Consider the following 14,506-nt stretch of genomic DNA (forward strand, 5'->3'; position numbering starts at 1 on the left):
CCTTGCGCGACAATTCACCCCTTGCCGCGTCCATCGCCCCTTTCTATTGTCAGATGCAAAGAATGAACAGGAGTCCGGGTCGTTGGGCGTGGTCATACCGCTTGAAGAAAGCAAAAACAAACTGGCATCCATCAAGCCATTGGTCGATCTCACCAGGGCGGACATGGAGCGGGTGAACCAGCTCATTCTGTCCAAGGCCGGCTCCGACGTGCAGATGATCCCCGAAGTGGCGAACCATCTGATCTCGTCAGGTGGCAAGCGGCTGCGGCCGATGCTGACGCTGGCGGCTGCCTCGCTGTTCGACTACCGGGGCGAAAACCACATCAAGCTCGCCACCTCGGTCGAGTTCATGCACACCGCAACGCTGCTGCATGACGACGTCGTCGACGAAAGCGACCTGCGCCGCGGCAAATCGACCGCGCGGATGATCTGGGGCAACCAGGCAAGCGTCTTGGTCGGCGACTTCCTGCTCGGCCAGGCCTTCCGCATGATGGTCGATGTCGGCTCGCTCGATGCGCTCGACGTCCTGTCTTCCGCCGCCTGCATCATTGCCGAAGGCGAGGTGCTGCAGCTTTCCGTCGCCAAGAACATGGAGACGACGGAGGATGATTATCTCTCGGTCATCCGCGCCAAGACGGCGGCGCTGTTTGCCGCCGCCGCCGAAGTCGGGCCGATCGTCGCCGAGGCCGGCAAATCCGGCCGCAACGCGCTGAAATCCTACGGCATGAATCTGGGGCTCGCCTTCCAGCTGGTCGACGATGCGCTCGATTACGGCGGCAAGGCGGCCGATCTCGGCAAGAATGTCGGCGACGATTTCCGCGAGGGCAAGATCACCCTGCCGGTCATTCTCGCCTATCGCCGCGGCACCGAGGACGAGCGCGCCTTCTGGCGCGATGCGATCGAAGCCAGCAACAGCACCGACGCCAACCTCGAAAAAGCGCTGGGGCTGATCACCAAATACGGCACGCTCGCGGACACGATCGGCCGGGCGATCCATTACGGCACGATCGCACGGGACGCGCTTGCGCCACTGCCCGATACGGTATGGAAATCCTCCCTGATGGAAGTGATCGACTTCTGCATCGAGCGCGTCAATTGATCAAACGTCCTTGATCGCAGGCTGAATTTCTTGCGGCGCCGCTTCAAAAAAGCCATCCTGTTATGAATCAGTGAACACAACTGGTTTTGCGACCGGCACCATTGTCGGGACGCTGTCGAAGAAAGGTTTCCTAATGCGGCAGAGAATTGCCATCCGTCTTCTTACGAGCGCAGCGCTTGCCGCTGTCCTTTCGCTGGGCGGTGTCGGCGGCGCGAATGCCGAGGATGCGGCCAAGCCGAGCGATGTGGCGAAGACCGATAGCTTTGATGCCGATAGCGTTACCACCTTCTCCGGCGCCTTTCTTGCGGCGCGCACCGCCGATGTCGATCATGACTACGAGACGGCGATCGAACTCTATAAAAAGGCGTTGCAGATCGAGCCCGGCAATCCCGAGATCCGCCAGCGGCTGATGATCTCGCTGCTGCTCAATGGCGACATCAAGGACGGCGTCAAATATGCCAACGACCTGAAGGGTGATCCTTCCGTCGAGCGCATTACCACGATCGTGCGCGGCATGGATGCCGTGCGCCGCGACGACTATAAAAGCGCCGAGGCCATCCTGAAATATAAGGGGCCGAACGATCTCGACCGGATGATGAACGACCTGCTGCTCGCCTGGGCTCGCGTCGGCGCCGGGCGCGGCAAGGAGGCGCTCGCCATGGTCGAGAAGATGAAGGGGCCGGACTGGTTTCGCATCTTCCAGAATTACAATGCCGGGGCGATCGCCATCGCCACCGGCGACGTAAAATCGGCCCGAAAGCACCTGAACGACGCCGTGCTCGACAAGGAAGGGGGGGCGACGGCGCCCGACACCTTCATGCGCGCGGTAATGGCGCTTGCCCGCCTCGAAGCATCACAGGGCAATAAGCAGAAGGCGCTTGACGCCGTTTCCGTCGGCGACAACCTGCTGCCAAACTATGCGCCGCTGAACGCGCTGCGCGACAGTATCGAAAAAGACGCGAAGCAGGAGCAGCAGGTCAAGACGGCCGAAGAAGGCGCTGCCGGCGTACTGTTTTCGGTCGGCGGCGCGCTCAACCGCGACGGCGCCGAAGATATCGTCTCGCTTTACCTGCAGACCGCAAATGCTCTCGACCCGAACAGCGCTGATACGCTGGTGCTGCTCGGCGGCATCGCCGAGAAGCAGAACCAGATGGACCGCGCCATTGCGCTCTACAAGAAGGTGCCGGAGAATTCCCCGATGCGGCGCATCTCCGAGCTGCAGCTCGGACTTGCCCTTGCCCAGGGCGGCAAGGTGGACGAGGCGCGCAAGCACTTGCAGGCGCTGATTACCTCCGACCCGAAGGATATTCGCAGCTACCTCGCCTATGGCAGCGTACTCTCCGACGCCAAGGACTACGAGGCGATGGCCGCCAATTACGACAAGGCGGTCGAAGCGATCGGCCCTATTCCCGGACGCGCCAACTGGAGCGTCTTCTTCCAGCGCGGCATCGCCTATGAGCGGCTGAAGAAGTGGGACCAGGCGGAACCGAACTTCCGCAAGGCGCTTGAGCTCAATCCGGATCAGCCGCAGGTGCTGAACTATCTCGGTTATTCCTGGATCGACATGAACCGCAACCTCGATGAAGGTCTCGGCATGATCAAGAAGGCCGTCGATCTCCGCCCCGACGATGGCTACATCATCGATTCGCTAGGATGGGCCTATTTCCGCCTCAACCGTTTCGACGATGCCGTCGACGAATTGGAGCGGGCAGCCCAGATCAAGGCTGGCGACGCGACGATCAACGACCATCTCGGCGACGCCTACTGGCGGGTCGGCCGCAAGCTCGAGGCCGTCTATCAGTGGAACCGGGCGCTCGCTTCCGAGCCCGAAACCGCCGAGATCCCGAAGATCAAGGACAAGGTTGCCAATGGCCTGCCTGCCGTCAGCGACGATGCCAAGGCGGCCGACAAGAAGCAGCCGGATCCGGCACCGGTCACCCCGCCGCCGGCCGACAAGAAATCCTGACGGGCGACAAACATGCCTGAAGAGGGCCTGGCCGAGGCTTTCGGCGTCACCGAAGAGGCGCGCGCGAAGATCAACCTCGCTTTGCATGTGAGGGGCCAGCGGGCAGATGGCTATCATCTTCTCGATATGCTGGTGACATTTACCGATTGCGGCGACCGGCTGGGCTTCCTGCCTGCGCAGGCTGACGCCTTCACCCTGTCGGGCCGCTTCGGCGAAATGCTTGCCGGCGACGGCGGCACCAATCTGGTGCTGCGGGCACGCGATCTCCTGCGCGAGGCAGTCGGCGCCCTCGCCTTCCCTGTGCATATCCACTTGCAAAAGAACCTGCCGATCGCCTCCGGCATCGGCGGCGGCTCGGCCGACGCGGCGGCGACGCTGCGCGGGCTGATGCGGCTCTGGGGCATGAGCCTGCCGGTGGAGACGCTTGCCAGCCTCGCGCTGAAACTCGGCGCCGACGTGCCGATGTGCCTTGACAGCCGGCCGCTGATTGCCCGCGGCATCGGCGAGGAGATCGAGGCGGTGCCTGATCTGCCGGCCTTTGCCATGGTGCTTGCCAATCCGCTGAAGGGTGTTGCGACGCCCGAGGTGTTCCGCCGGCTGACGACAAAGAACAATCCGGCGCTGAGCCTGCTATCCGATCTATCCGCAGGTGCCGGCTGGCTGGAAGTGATCGATGCCGCCCGCAATGACCTGGAGCCGCCGGCACGCGAACTCGTGCCTGAAATTGCGGTCATCTCGGCGATGCTGCAGGCCCAGGGCGCCCTTTTGACCCGTATGTCCGGCTCCGGCGCCACCTGTTTCGGGATTTTTACGAGCATGGCAGCGGCGCAAGAAGCGGCGGCAGCTCTTCACGGCGAGCGGCCCGACTGGTATTTCCAGGCGACGGAAACGGTTTCGGGAGGCAAGTGATGGCAGGTCTGGACGACAAGCGGCCCTTCATCGCCGTCGGTATCGCGGTTCTCACCGTCTCGGATACGCGCACGCCGGAGACGGACAAGTCAGGCGACACGCTGGCGGCAAGAATCACCGAGACGGGCCACCGCCTGGTCGACCGGGCGATCGTACCGGATGATCGCGAGAAAATCGCAGCCCGAGTGAAGGCCTGGACCGAGCGGGACGACATCGATGTCGTCATCACCACTGGCGGCACCGGCTTTACCGGCCGCGACGTGACGCCCGAAGCGCTGGAGCCTTTGTTCGAAAAGCGCATGGACGGCTTTTCCGCCGTCTTCCACCGCATCTCCTACGACAAGATCGGCACGGCGACGATCCAGTCTCGCGCCACGGCGGGCGTTGCCAACGCCACTTTCATCTTTGCGCTGCCGGGTTCGCCCGGCGCCTGCCGGGATGCCTGGGACGGTATTTTGAAAGCACAACTCGACTACCGCAGCATGCCGTGCAATTTCGTCGAGATCATGCCGCGTCTGGACGAACACCTGAAACGCGGCGCGACGACATAGGCTGCCTAACCCGGCTCGCTACGTGGCAAAGCCCGGCAGAGCGGGCATCGTTTCCCAGTTGTCACCCGACAGCAGGATGCAGCTTATGCCGTGAACATCCGTGACGACGAGCGTCCAGGTGCCGCTTTCGGCGGCATAGACCTCGAGAACGGCGTTCTCGTTGACCAGTCCGACCGCTGTCAGTTTTTCAGCGAAGTTCTTGTCCAGGAAATTGACGACCTCGGATCGGCCTGCGCAACTGAGCATCGTCTGCGATGCTGCCGAATGCGGATGCGCGATCACCAATGTCGGCAATATGACGGCCAGCAGGCCGCAGACCATATTGCGTACCATGACGCACCTCCTTCCGCGTGAAACCCGGCAGAAGAGGAGATTGTCGCCGACCTGTTCTGCCGTCCACCGGCATTCATGGCCATCCGTTGCGAAGCGAGGCGCTTCGACGGCGCCATTAAAGAATTATAGCGCAAAATCCGATTGGGCGCCATCTTTGTGCGATGGTGGGCGCGTGATCACTGCTTGCTGCCCCTCATCCGGCTGCCGCCACCTTCTCCCCGTAAACGGGGCGAAGGGGAATAGCCGCAACCTCTCCGTCCCTCGCAAACCTCTCGCAGGGCAAGTCCCCTCGCCCCGTTTACGGGGAGAGGGTTAGGGTGAGGGGCAGCTTCTCGTGTCCTACCGCGAAGCGCGCACCACCCAGGCCGGGATCAGTTCGCTGGCGAGTTTGCGACGCTTCCGGCCCTTGACGAATTCGGCCAGCCGCATGCCGCTCTTTGCGGCGGCGAGCGCCTCGCTCTTTGGCATCAGCAAACCGAGCTCCAGCGGCGGCACGGCGCGGCCGAGGCGCTGGAAAAACGGGCGCCGGTAGCCGCGCGAGGCGGTGAAGCGCGCCGGCAGCTTGTTCAGCGCCATATATTCGGCGATCTCGTCGATCCAGCCGCCCTGAGGCCGTGCGCCGGGCTCGACGAAGAGCAGCCATTCGCCGCGGGCGGAGCGGACGATGTCCTTGATATCCCATTGCGAATAAAGGCGGCAGCCGGCGGCGTCGGCGACCCGCGAGGTGCCGTCGCGCGAGCCATGATCGAGCACGACCACATCGCTGACGAGCCCCTCCACCGCGCCTGCCACCAACACCGATAAAGTCTGGGCCAGCTCAGTTTCCTGATCCTGACATTCGAGAATAACCGTCAACATTGCCCATTCATAATGCGCCGCACAAATTTTTGCCAGCGGCGTTTTCCGCATTTTGTTCTTGCATTGTTCTTATTTTGCGGATAGGAATTTAATCATCAAAACGGGCGGAAGCGATGGCTTTTGCCGCGGGAGAATCCGATGAGAGAGCAGTCCCTGGCAGGGCAGGCCGCATTCGCGCCTGCCAATACGGCAGATATTGCCGATGCGATGATCGTGTCCTCCGGGCTGCGGATCGAGGTCGACCGGCGCCGTGGGCGCGGGGCGGGACTGAATCCGACAGGCAGGTTCGAGGCGCTGCAGCGTGAGACCTTCGATGACGGCTGGCAGACGCTGGAAGAGCTGCCGCCGTTCAAGACCGACGTGCAGATCGAGAAGCCGCGAACGGCCATCACCCGCAATGAATCGCCTGACATTGGCTTCGACCGCTCGATCAACCCCTATCGCGGCTGTGAGCATGGCTGCATCTATTGTTTCGCCCGGCCGACGCACGCCTATATGGGGCTTTCGGCCGGGCTCGATTTCGAGACGAAGCTCTTCGCCAAGCCGGATGCGGCAAAGCTGCTGGAGCGGGAACTTGCCAAGCCGGGCTATAAGGTGCGGGCGATCGCGATCGGCACCAATACCGACCCCTATCAGCCGATCGAAAAGGAATGGCGCATCATGCGCGGTATTCTCGAGGTCTTGAACAAGGCGAACCACCCGGTATCGATTGTCACCAAGTCGGCGATGATCCTGCGGGATCTCGACATTCTGCAGGAGATGGCAGCGAAGAACCTAGTGCGCGTCGGTATCTCCATAACCACGCTCGACCGCAAGCTTGCCCGGACGATGGAGCCGCGCGCCGCCACGCCGCCGCGCCGGCTGGAGACCATTCACACGCTGTCGGAAGCAGGCATCCAGACGGCGGTGATGGCCGCCCCGCTCATTCCGGCACTGAACGATCACGAGCTGGAGCGCATCCTCGAATCGGCCAAGGCTGCCGGTGCCGCCGAGGCGAGTTATGTGATCCTGAGACTGCCGCTCGAGGTCAGCCCGCTCTTCCGCGACTGGCTGTTGCAGCATTATCCCGATCGTTACCGGCATGTGATGTCGCTGGTGCGCTCGATGCGCGGCGGCAAGGATTACGATGCCGAATTCGGCAAGCGCATGAAGGGCGCCGGTCCCTATGCCTGGCAGATCGCCCGGCGCTTTGAAATGGCCGCCAGGCGTTTCGGCCTGACGCGGCGCGGCATGCCGCTGCGCGACGACCTGTTCGTGCCGCCGGATGGCAGCGGCGTGCAGCTGTCGCTGCTCTAGGCTTTGTTCATACGCAATTCCGGACGGAAAACCGCGTCGCACTTTTCCTGGAATTGCTTCAAGCTTGCGCATCGGCCCATCGGAAAACCGCCCTGTTTTCGAGCCCGAGCGCAATTCCCGCGGATGGTCCTGACCGCCACCACCCGCCGGACCCGGTCCCCGACCGCCGCCCTGATCGGGGACTTGCGGGCAATCGGGTTGGCGTGCGAGGTTCAGCCGCATGAAACCTCGCACGCCACCCGATTCTCCCCAGCTGTTCCAAGCGGTCCCTCTGGTGCCGGACTTCCGGCTGGAGCTCAAAGCCCGCAAGGCCGGCCACTGGCCGGTTGCCGGCGCCGATGAGGCAGGCCGCGGGCCGCTGGCGGGGCCGGTCGTCGCCGCCGCCGTCATCCTCGACCCGAAGCGCATCCCGGAGGGGCTGAACGACTCCAAGCAGCTTTCGGCGCAACGGCGCGAGGAGCTGTTCGTGCAGATCCTGGCGACCGCCACCGTCTCCATCGCCTCCTCCAGCTCGACGCGCATCGACGAGACCGATATCCGCAAGGCGAGCCTCGACGCCATGCGCCGCGCCATCTGCAGCCTCGCCATCCCGGCAAGCTACGTGCTGACCGACGGGCTCGACGTGCCGCCGGGCCTCGATTGCCCCGGACAGGCGGTGGTCAAGGGCGATGCCCGCTCGGTCTCGATCGCCGCCGCCTCGATCGTCGCCAAGGTGACACGCGACCGGATGATGGCGCGGGCCCATCACGTATTTCCGGACTACGGCTTTGCCGCCCATGTAGGCTACGGCACGGCGCAGCACCGCGCTGGCATTGAAAGGCTCGGCCCCTGCTCCCTGCACCGAATGAGTTTTAGGCCGCTGCGGAAGGTCGAGGATGGTCCTGAGATGGACGAGCTGATCTCGGAATAGGTCGCCCAAAGAAAACCAGGCAATGAGAAGCCGGACGAGCACCGAAAGAGGCGCGTGGAAAAGAGAGGCCGCGGCATACCCTCTTCTCCCCGGCGGGGAGAAGGTGCCGGCAGGCGGATGAGGGGGCTGCACGGCACGTCCTCACGGAAAACCTATCCGCCACGCCAGCGCTAACGCCGCGCGCCACCGCCCTGAAACAGTCGATACAAGGCCGCAACGGTCGAAGCCCGCATCGGTTTTATTCGGAAAGACCGGCATTCCCGGCCCCCTCATCCGCCCTACGGGCACCTTCTCCCCGAGGGGAGAAGAGGGAATCGAGAGGGAGCGGCATGCCCTCGAACCGAGATTGAGTATTCACCAAAGACAAAAGGCCGGGACATGCCCGGCCTTTTCCTATTCCATTCGATACCGCTCAGTTGAGCCGTGTCTTGACCTGGCCGACGGCATTGCCGAAGAGCTCGGACTGGACCTTGGCGTCGGCCTGCTTGGCGAGCACCGTTTCGGCAGCCGCGATTGCGAGATCGACGGCGGCGGAACGGACCGCCTTCATCGCTTCGGCCTCGGCCTGCTTGATCTTCTGCTCGGAAACCGCCGTGCGGTTGGCGACGAATTCTTCAGTCTTCTTCTTTGCTTCGGCGGTCAGCATTTCGGCTTCGCGCTCAGCGGCGGCAACGATGTGGGCCGCTTCGGCTTCGGCTTCCTTGCGCTTGCGCTGGTATTCGGCGAGCAGGTGCTGAGCCTCCTCGCGCAGGCGCTTGGCTTCGGCCAATTCGTTGCAGATCTGATCGGCGCGGTCGTCGAGCGACCGTGCCATCATGCCCGGAACCTTCAGGTAAACGACCAGCGCCAGGAAGAGGACGAGGCCGACAAAGGCGAAGAAAGTGGCGTCTAAGGCAAATTCCATCGATCAAGCCTCTTTCTTGGCGGCCGCAACCGCAGCGGCGACATCGACCTTTGCAACGGTGCCGCCGATCAGCTGATCGACCACGGCAGCCGCGGTTTCCTCGGCAATGGTACCGACGTCGGCGAAAGCCTTCGCCTTGATTTCGCCGATGCGGAGCTCGGCAGCCTTGATCTTTTCAGACAGGCTCGCCTCGACAGCGCGGCGATCCTCTTCGGCCTTGGCCTTGGCGGCGTCGCGTGCGGCGGAGCCGATCGCGTTGGATTTGGCGCGGGCAGCAGCCAGTTCACCTTCATAGGTCTGAACAGCAGCGTCGGCTTCCGCCTTCAGGCGGCCCGCTTCTTCCAGATCCTGGGAAATGCGCGTATGACGCTGATCGAGGATCGCCCCGATGCGCGGCGCGATGACCTTTTGCATGAGCAAATAGAAGACGCCGAACGTTATCACCAGCCAGAGCAACTGGGACGCGAAGGTCGTCGAATCGAAAGGCGGGAAGGGGCCACGGGCGTGTTCGCCGCCGGCAACACCAGTCTCGGTATGGACCTCGCCTGCGGCCGGAGCGGCATGCGCATCCGTACCCGTCGCTGCCGCCGGTGCTTCTTCAGCGTAAGCCGGGGTCACAAAAAACATTCTCACCTCCAGGTGGACTGCAAATGCAAAGGATCACGGCTTGCGGTGGCAGGCCGTGATCCATCTATTCGCCGATATCAGACGGCGAAGAGGAGGAGGAGAGCGATGAGCAGCGAGAAGATGCCCAGAGCTTCCGTAACGGCGAAGCCGAATACCAGACGGCCGAACTGGCTGTCAGCGGCAGACGGATTGCGCAGTGCGCCGGAGAGGTAGCTGCCGAAAATATTGCCGAGGCCGAGAGCCGTACCGGCCATACCAAAGCAAGCCAGGCCTGCACCGATGTACTTTGCTGCTTCCGCTTCCATGTTGAACTCCTTTGAAATGGTTGTTGCGGCGAATGACTGACGCCCTGAGACGTCGATGTCGTTATCCTTAGTGCCCGCCGGGATGGATTGCGTCGTTGAGGTACATGCAAGTCAGCACCGCAAAGACGTAAGCCTGGAGGAAGGCGACGAGGAACTCGAGACCGGTCAGGGCGACGGTCATGATGAGGGGAAGGACGGCGCCGCCGATGCCGAGAGCACCCAGGGTTCCGAGCGAGGCGACGAAGCCTGCGAACACCTTGAGGGTAATGTGACCGGCGAGCATGTTGGCGAAAAGACGAACCGAGAGTGAAATCGGACGCGACAGGAAGGAGATGATTTCGATCGCCACCACCAGCGGCAGCAGCGCGCCCGGCACGCCGTGCGGCACGAAGAGATTGAGGAAGCCGAAGCCATGCTTATAAAAACCGTAGACGACGACGGTGCCGATGACGAGCAAAGCAAGGGCGAAGGTAACGATGATCTGGCTCGTGACCGTGAAGAAATACGGGAACATGCCGAGCAGATCTGCCGTCAGCACGAACATGAAGAGCGAGAAGACCAGCGGGAAGAATTTCATTCCCTGCTTGCCGGCGCCTTCCTTCAGCATGTTGGCGATGAATTCATAGGACATTTCCGCGACCGACTGCGAACGGCCCGGCACGATGGCGCGGTTCGAGGTGGCGAAATAGAGAAAACCGACGGCAACGGCAGCGGAAGCGGCCATGAAGAGCGATGCATTGGTGAACGAAAAATCAATTCCGCCGATTTCGATCGGCACAATCTTCTGGATCAGGAACTGATGAGTCGGATCGTTAGACACCGCTTGTTCTCTCTCTTTGGCCCGCAGGACGCGGGGTCATTGCACTGGACCGGGAACCGGTCCTCATTTCTTGTCGTCTTTGTCGCCCAGGGGATGGGCAACCACCCCCGCAGAACGCAGCACGTTCAGAACGCCGGCACAGAATCCGAGAAGCAGAAGAACAATCATTCCCCAAGGCGCCGTGCCAACAAAACGGTCGAAGACATAGCCAAGAACGGCACCGACGACGATCGCGGAAATGAACTCGCTGGAAAGCTTCATCGCCTGGGCATAACCTTTGCGGCTTACCTCGGCACGGGCTTCGCTTGCCTCATCCACTTTCGCCTCGACGCGCTTGGTCGCGAGTTTCGCTTCCAGTTGCGCACGGCGCTTCTCAAGACTTTCCTCGCGGTCATCCGCCATGGATCTCTCCTCGCCTGCCCGTCGCCCGCACTCCCGCTACCCCGGTCATTCGGACCCCGGACGCGAAGGTTGAAACCCTTCCGGCCCGTTCTGAAGTCGCGCGCAACATAGTTTTAGGGATTGGTATAGTCAAGGCGTAGGCAGCTTCTGTCCAGCCATAAAATTACTTCGTTAAATCAGATAGATAGGTCGTTTCTGCTACGATCTCTTAAATTCGATGGAAAGAATCCGCTTTTAAGCCCGGCAAATCGGCTTGCCCGAGCGATTTATCTCAGCTCCAGCCGCCGCCATAGGTGCGATAGAAGACGTGAAGACCGATGCGGCCGACCTTTTCCATGGTCTTTGCCCATTTCGGTCTGACATAGACGGCATGGTAATGCGTCGCCGAGCCCACCTGCGGCAGCCAGATCTTGCCTGATGTCACCGCCATCGCCACATCGCGGGCCATCCGCCAGTGATATTCCGAGTTCACCCTGTCCTTGATGCTGTCGCAGGCGAAGGAAAACTGGCAGCGGTTGCGCCAATCTTCGTTCTGGTAGACGACGCCGCAGATGGTTTTCGGATAGGACGGGTTGCGGACGCGGTTGAGGATGACCTGGGCGACGGCCGCCTGCCCCTTCACCGATTCACCCCGCGCCTCGAAATAGATGCCTGAGGCAAGGCACTGTTGCTCGCGGGCGGAAAAGACGCTCGGCGCCAATATGCTGGCGGCCCAGGCATGGTCGTGCGGGCCGATCTCCGGGACGAAACGGCCGCTGTCCTTCTCGGTCAGAATGGAATCGAATGGCGATTGGCGGGAATAGTCGGGTGTCGCCGGTCCATAGGCGGTGGCCAGAACGTCGGCCTTGTCGCTGGTGACGAGGCTTGCGAGCATTGCCGGCACGCCCTTATCGGTCACCACCGGTTGCTTCCTATAGAAAGAAGTGGCGATCTCGATTTCCTTGCCCTGGATCTTCGGCTTGACGAAAGCCGACCTCTCCCTGAGATCGAAGCTCGGGGTGAAGAGCATTCTGGTGCGCTCCAGGATCGAGCCGGCGGAAAAATCCTTCGGCGGCTGCATCCTCTCGACGGCGACGACGCGGCCTTTCTTGGCGCCGCGGTTGACGCGATCTTCATCTGGCGTGTCCTCGTGGCCTTTTTCTTGGCGGTGAAAGCGACCTTGCGGCCATCGGGAAGCACCATGCCGGCGCCTGACGAAATCGAGCCTGTCACCGCCGGATCGGAAAAGGCAAGTTCGGCCTGATGGATCGAGCCGGCTGGCGAATTGGTCAGCACCATGCGCCAGTTCTCCCCCTCCCGATCGAGACCGGCCAGCATGGCGGCGAGATCGGCATGGGATGCAACGCTCGGGAAAATCAGCCAGCCGGCGAGCCCGAAGATTGCGGGCGACACCCAATTCTCGGGAAGAAGACGCAGCTTGCTACGGGAAGAGCTCTTTCGACGCAACACCAACTCCGGGCATGGAACGCAGGAACATTCCATCGAAAATCTCTCATTAACCTTGACGTCGGGTTAACGGGGCGTGCCGGAATGTGACTATGCGAAGTTTCGCATGTTCTAATGTGGCTGGTAATTTCGCGTTGGGGTGTGTCCGCACCCTTCTTTCCAGCCATCAAATAATAACGTGCGACCCCAGTTCCACCACGCGGTTGGCCGGCAGGCGGAAGTAGTCCGAGGGGTTGGCGGCAGCGTTGGCAAGCGCGATGTAAAGCCGGTCTTGCCAGTAGGGCATGCCGGATTTGGCGTCCGGCACCAGCTTGCGGCGGCCGAGATAGAAGGAGGTCGACATGATGTCGAACTTCAGCCCGGTCTTGCGCAGCGTCGCCAGGGCCTGCGAGACGTTTTGGGATTCCATGAAACCGAACAGCAGTTCGACCCGGGAGAAGCGCTCGGAAATCTGCTCGACCTTATAGCGGTCGTGACTGGGCACACGGGGCTTGTTGACGGTGCGGATCGTCAGGATGACGTTGCGGTCGTGGAGCACATGATTGTGCTTGAGATTGTGCAGCAAGGCGGCGGGGGCCGATTCCGGGTCGCTGGTCAGGAAGATCGCGGTGCCTGGAACCTGGGCCGGCGAATGTTCGCTCTTGCGCTCGATCGAACTGACGAAGGAGGGGAGCGGAATATCGGTGTGGCGGGTCTTTTCCATCAGGATCGCGGTGCCGCGGCGCCAGGTCCACATGATGACGGTAAAGGCGGTGGCGATCAGGATCGGGATATAACCGCCGTCGTGGATCTTCAAAAGGTTGGCGCCGAGGAAGATCAGTTCGAGCACGACCAGTGGCGCGAGCGCGATCACCGCCACCGGAAGCGACCAGTTCCAGCGGGCGCGAACGAATTCGAAAGCCATGATCGAGGTGACGACCATGGCACCGGTGACGGAGATGCCATAGGCGGTCGCCAGTGCGTCCGAGGTCTTGAAACTCAGCACCAGGAAGATGACGCCGATGAACAGCACGGCATTGACCGAAGGCACGAAGATCTGCCCGGTATTGGTTTCCGACGTGAAGAGGATTTCCATGCGCGGCAGGAAGCCGAGGTTGATGCCCTGGCGCACCATCGAGAACGCGCCTGTGATGACCGCCTGGCTGGCGATGATCGTCGCGGCGGTCGCCAGGATGACGACCGGCAGCAGCGCCCATTGCGGAAACATCAGATAGAAGGGATCGGACATCGTCTCCGGCTTGCCGAGGACGAGAGCGCCCTGCCCGAGATAGTTCAACGTCAGCGCCGGAAACACCAGCGCGAACCAGGCCCACTGGATCGGACGCCGGCCGAAATGGCCGAGATCGGCGTAGAGCGCCTCGGCACCCGTCACCGTCAGGAAGACGGCGCCGAGCACGACGACGCCGTAAAAGCCCTCATGCAGCAGGAAGCTGACGGCATAATAGGGATTGAAGGCGGCGAGAATGCCGAAATCGTCGGAGATATGGGAAACGCCGGCGGCAGCCATGACAAGGAACCACACGGCGGTGATCGGGCCGAAGAACCTGGCGACGGCACCGGTGCCGCGCGATTGCACGACGAAGAGCAGCGCCAGGATTACCACCGAGATCGGCACGATATATTCCGAAAGCCGCGGCGTGACGAGCTTCAGGCCCTCGACGGCCGAGAGCACCGACAGCGCCGGCGTGATCATCGCGTCGCCGAGGAAGAGGGCCGCCCCCATCAGGCCGAGCAGCATCAGCATGGCGGCATGGCCGTTGGCGGTCTTCATCAGAAGAGCAAGCAGCGACAGCGTGCCGCCCTCGCCCTCGTTGTCGGCGCGCAGCAAAAACAGCACATATTTGATGGTGACGATGATCGTCAGCGCCCAGATCATCAGCGAGATCAGGCTGATCACCTCGAAACGGGTGAGGCCGTCATGGGCCACGGGCTTCAATGCCTCGCGAAAGGCATAGAGCGGGCTGGTGCCGATATCGCCATAGACGACGCCGACGGAACCGAGCGCGAGATAGAATAGCTTTTTCGGCGTCATCTGGGATCTGTTCGGATGGCTCTCTTCGGACATGAAGTTGTAACAGGC

Annotated in this window: 14 protein-coding genes and 1 pseudogene; 6 read left to right on the forward strand and 9 right to left on the reverse strand. The window is 62.0% G+C overall.

The window, feature by feature from the left end:
* Positions 1–82 precede the first annotated feature (82 nt).
* From ACS4RS_RS02935 to moaB, 4 genes are all read left to right on the forward strand, one after another.
* Complete coding sequence (locus ACS4RS_RS02935; RefSeq protein WP_439008792.1) at positions 83–1,099, forward strand: polyprenyl synthetase family protein; 1,017 nt, start codon at positions 83–85, stop codon at positions 1,097–1,099.
* Between the two features lie 133 nt (positions 1,100–1,232).
* Positions 1,233–3,065 (forward strand): tetratricopeptide repeat protein, encoded by a 1,833-nt coding sequence (locus ACS4RS_RS02940; protein WP_449313864.1) that lies wholly within the window; start codon positions 1,233–1,235, stop codon positions 3,063–3,065.
* Positions 3,066–3,077: 12 nt separating this feature from the next.
* Positions 3,078–3,974, forward strand: coding sequence for a 4-(cytidine 5'-diphospho)-2-C-methyl-D-erythritol kinase (locus ACS4RS_RS02945; protein ID WP_439008791.1), 897 nt, complete (start codon positions 3,078–3,080; stop codon positions 3,972–3,974).
* Complete coding sequence (gene moaB, locus ACS4RS_RS02950; RefSeq protein WP_439008790.1) at positions 3,974–4,525, forward strand: molybdenum cofactor biosynthesis protein B; 552 nt, start codon at positions 3,974–3,976, stop codon at positions 4,523–4,525. Before ACS4RS_RS02945 ends, moaB begins: the two co-directional genes overlap by 1 nt.
* A gap of 18 nt (positions 4,526–4,543) precedes the next feature.
* On the opposite strand, the gene ACS4RS_RS02955 is transcribed toward moaB, so the two are convergent.
* Entirely contained in the window at positions 4,544–4,858 is a 315-nt protein-coding gene (locus ACS4RS_RS02955; RefSeq protein WP_439008789.1) for a hypothetical protein, read from the reverse strand.
* Positions 4,859–5,197: 339 nt separating this feature from the next.
* The gene (locus ACS4RS_RS02960) at positions 5,198–5,716 is read right to left on the reverse strand and encodes a glycosyl transferase (RefSeq protein ID WP_439008788.1); all 519 of its coding nucleotides are present in this window, start codon (positions 5,714–5,716) and stop codon (positions 5,198–5,200) included.
* 138 nt (positions 5,717–5,854) lie between these two features.
* On the opposite strand from ACS4RS_RS02960, the gene ACS4RS_RS02965 reads away from it, so the two are divergent.
* Positions 5,855–7,012: a PA0069 family radical SAM protein gene (locus tag ACS4RS_RS02965; protein WP_439008787.1), complete on the forward strand. Its 1,158-nt coding sequence runs from the start codon at positions 5,855–5,857 to the stop codon at positions 7,010–7,012.
* A gap of 220 nt (positions 7,013–7,232) precedes the next feature.
* Positions 7,233–7,922, forward strand: a complete 690-nt coding sequence (locus ACS4RS_RS02970; protein WP_439008786.1) for a ribonuclease HII — start codon at positions 7,233–7,235, stop codon at positions 7,920–7,922.
* Positions 7,923–8,334: 412 nt separating this feature from the next.
* Here ACS4RS_RS02970 and ACS4RS_RS02975 read toward each other — a convergent pair whose 3' ends face one another.
* The 7 genes and pseudogenes from ACS4RS_RS02975 to ACS4RS_RS03005 all read right to left on the reverse strand — a co-directional run bounded on the left by ACS4RS_RS02975 (position 8,335) and on the right by ACS4RS_RS03005 (position 14,491).
* Positions 8,335–8,826, reverse strand: a complete 492-nt coding sequence (locus ACS4RS_RS02975) for a F0F1 ATP synthase subunit B (RefSeq protein WP_449313865.1) — start codon at positions 8,824–8,826, stop codon at positions 8,335–8,337.
* A 3-nt stretch (positions 8,827–8,829) separates the two neighbouring features.
* Entirely contained in the window at positions 8,830–9,453 is a 624-nt protein-coding gene (locus ACS4RS_RS02980; protein ID WP_439008784.1) for a F0F1 ATP synthase subunit B, read from the reverse strand.
* 77 nt (positions 9,454–9,530) lie between these two features.
* A complete protein-coding gene (locus ACS4RS_RS02985) occupies positions 9,531–9,758 on the reverse strand; it encodes a F0F1 ATP synthase subunit C (protein WP_007632966.1) in 228 nt (75 codons plus the stop codon).
* A gap of 67 nt (positions 9,759–9,825) precedes the next feature.
* Positions 9,826–10,578 carry a F0F1 ATP synthase subunit A gene (locus ACS4RS_RS02990; protein ID WP_449313866.1) on the reverse strand — a complete coding sequence of 251 codons (753 nt, stop codon included), beginning with the start codon at positions 10,576–10,578 and terminating at the stop codon, positions 9,826–9,828.
* 63 nt (positions 10,579–10,641) lie between these two features.
* Positions 10,642–10,980 (reverse strand): AtpZ/AtpI family protein, encoded by a 339-nt coding sequence (locus ACS4RS_RS02995; protein WP_439008783.1) that lies wholly within the window; start codon positions 10,978–10,980, stop codon positions 10,642–10,644.
* Between the two features lie 271 nt (positions 10,981–11,251).
* Positions 11,252–12,462 (reverse strand): annotated as a pseudogene (locus ACS4RS_RS03000) (cell wall hydrolase).
* 130 nt (positions 12,463–12,592) lie between these two features.
* Complete coding sequence (locus ACS4RS_RS03005; protein WP_449313867.1) at positions 12,593–14,491, reverse strand: potassium transporter Kup; 1,899 nt, start codon at positions 14,489–14,491, stop codon at positions 12,593–12,595.
* Positions 14,492–14,506 lie beyond the last annotated feature (15 nt).

This window comes from Rhizobium sp. F40D2 (assembly GCF_051810745.2).
GTDB lineage: Bacteria > Pseudomonadota > Alphaproteobacteria > Rhizobiales > Rhizobiaceae > Rhizobium.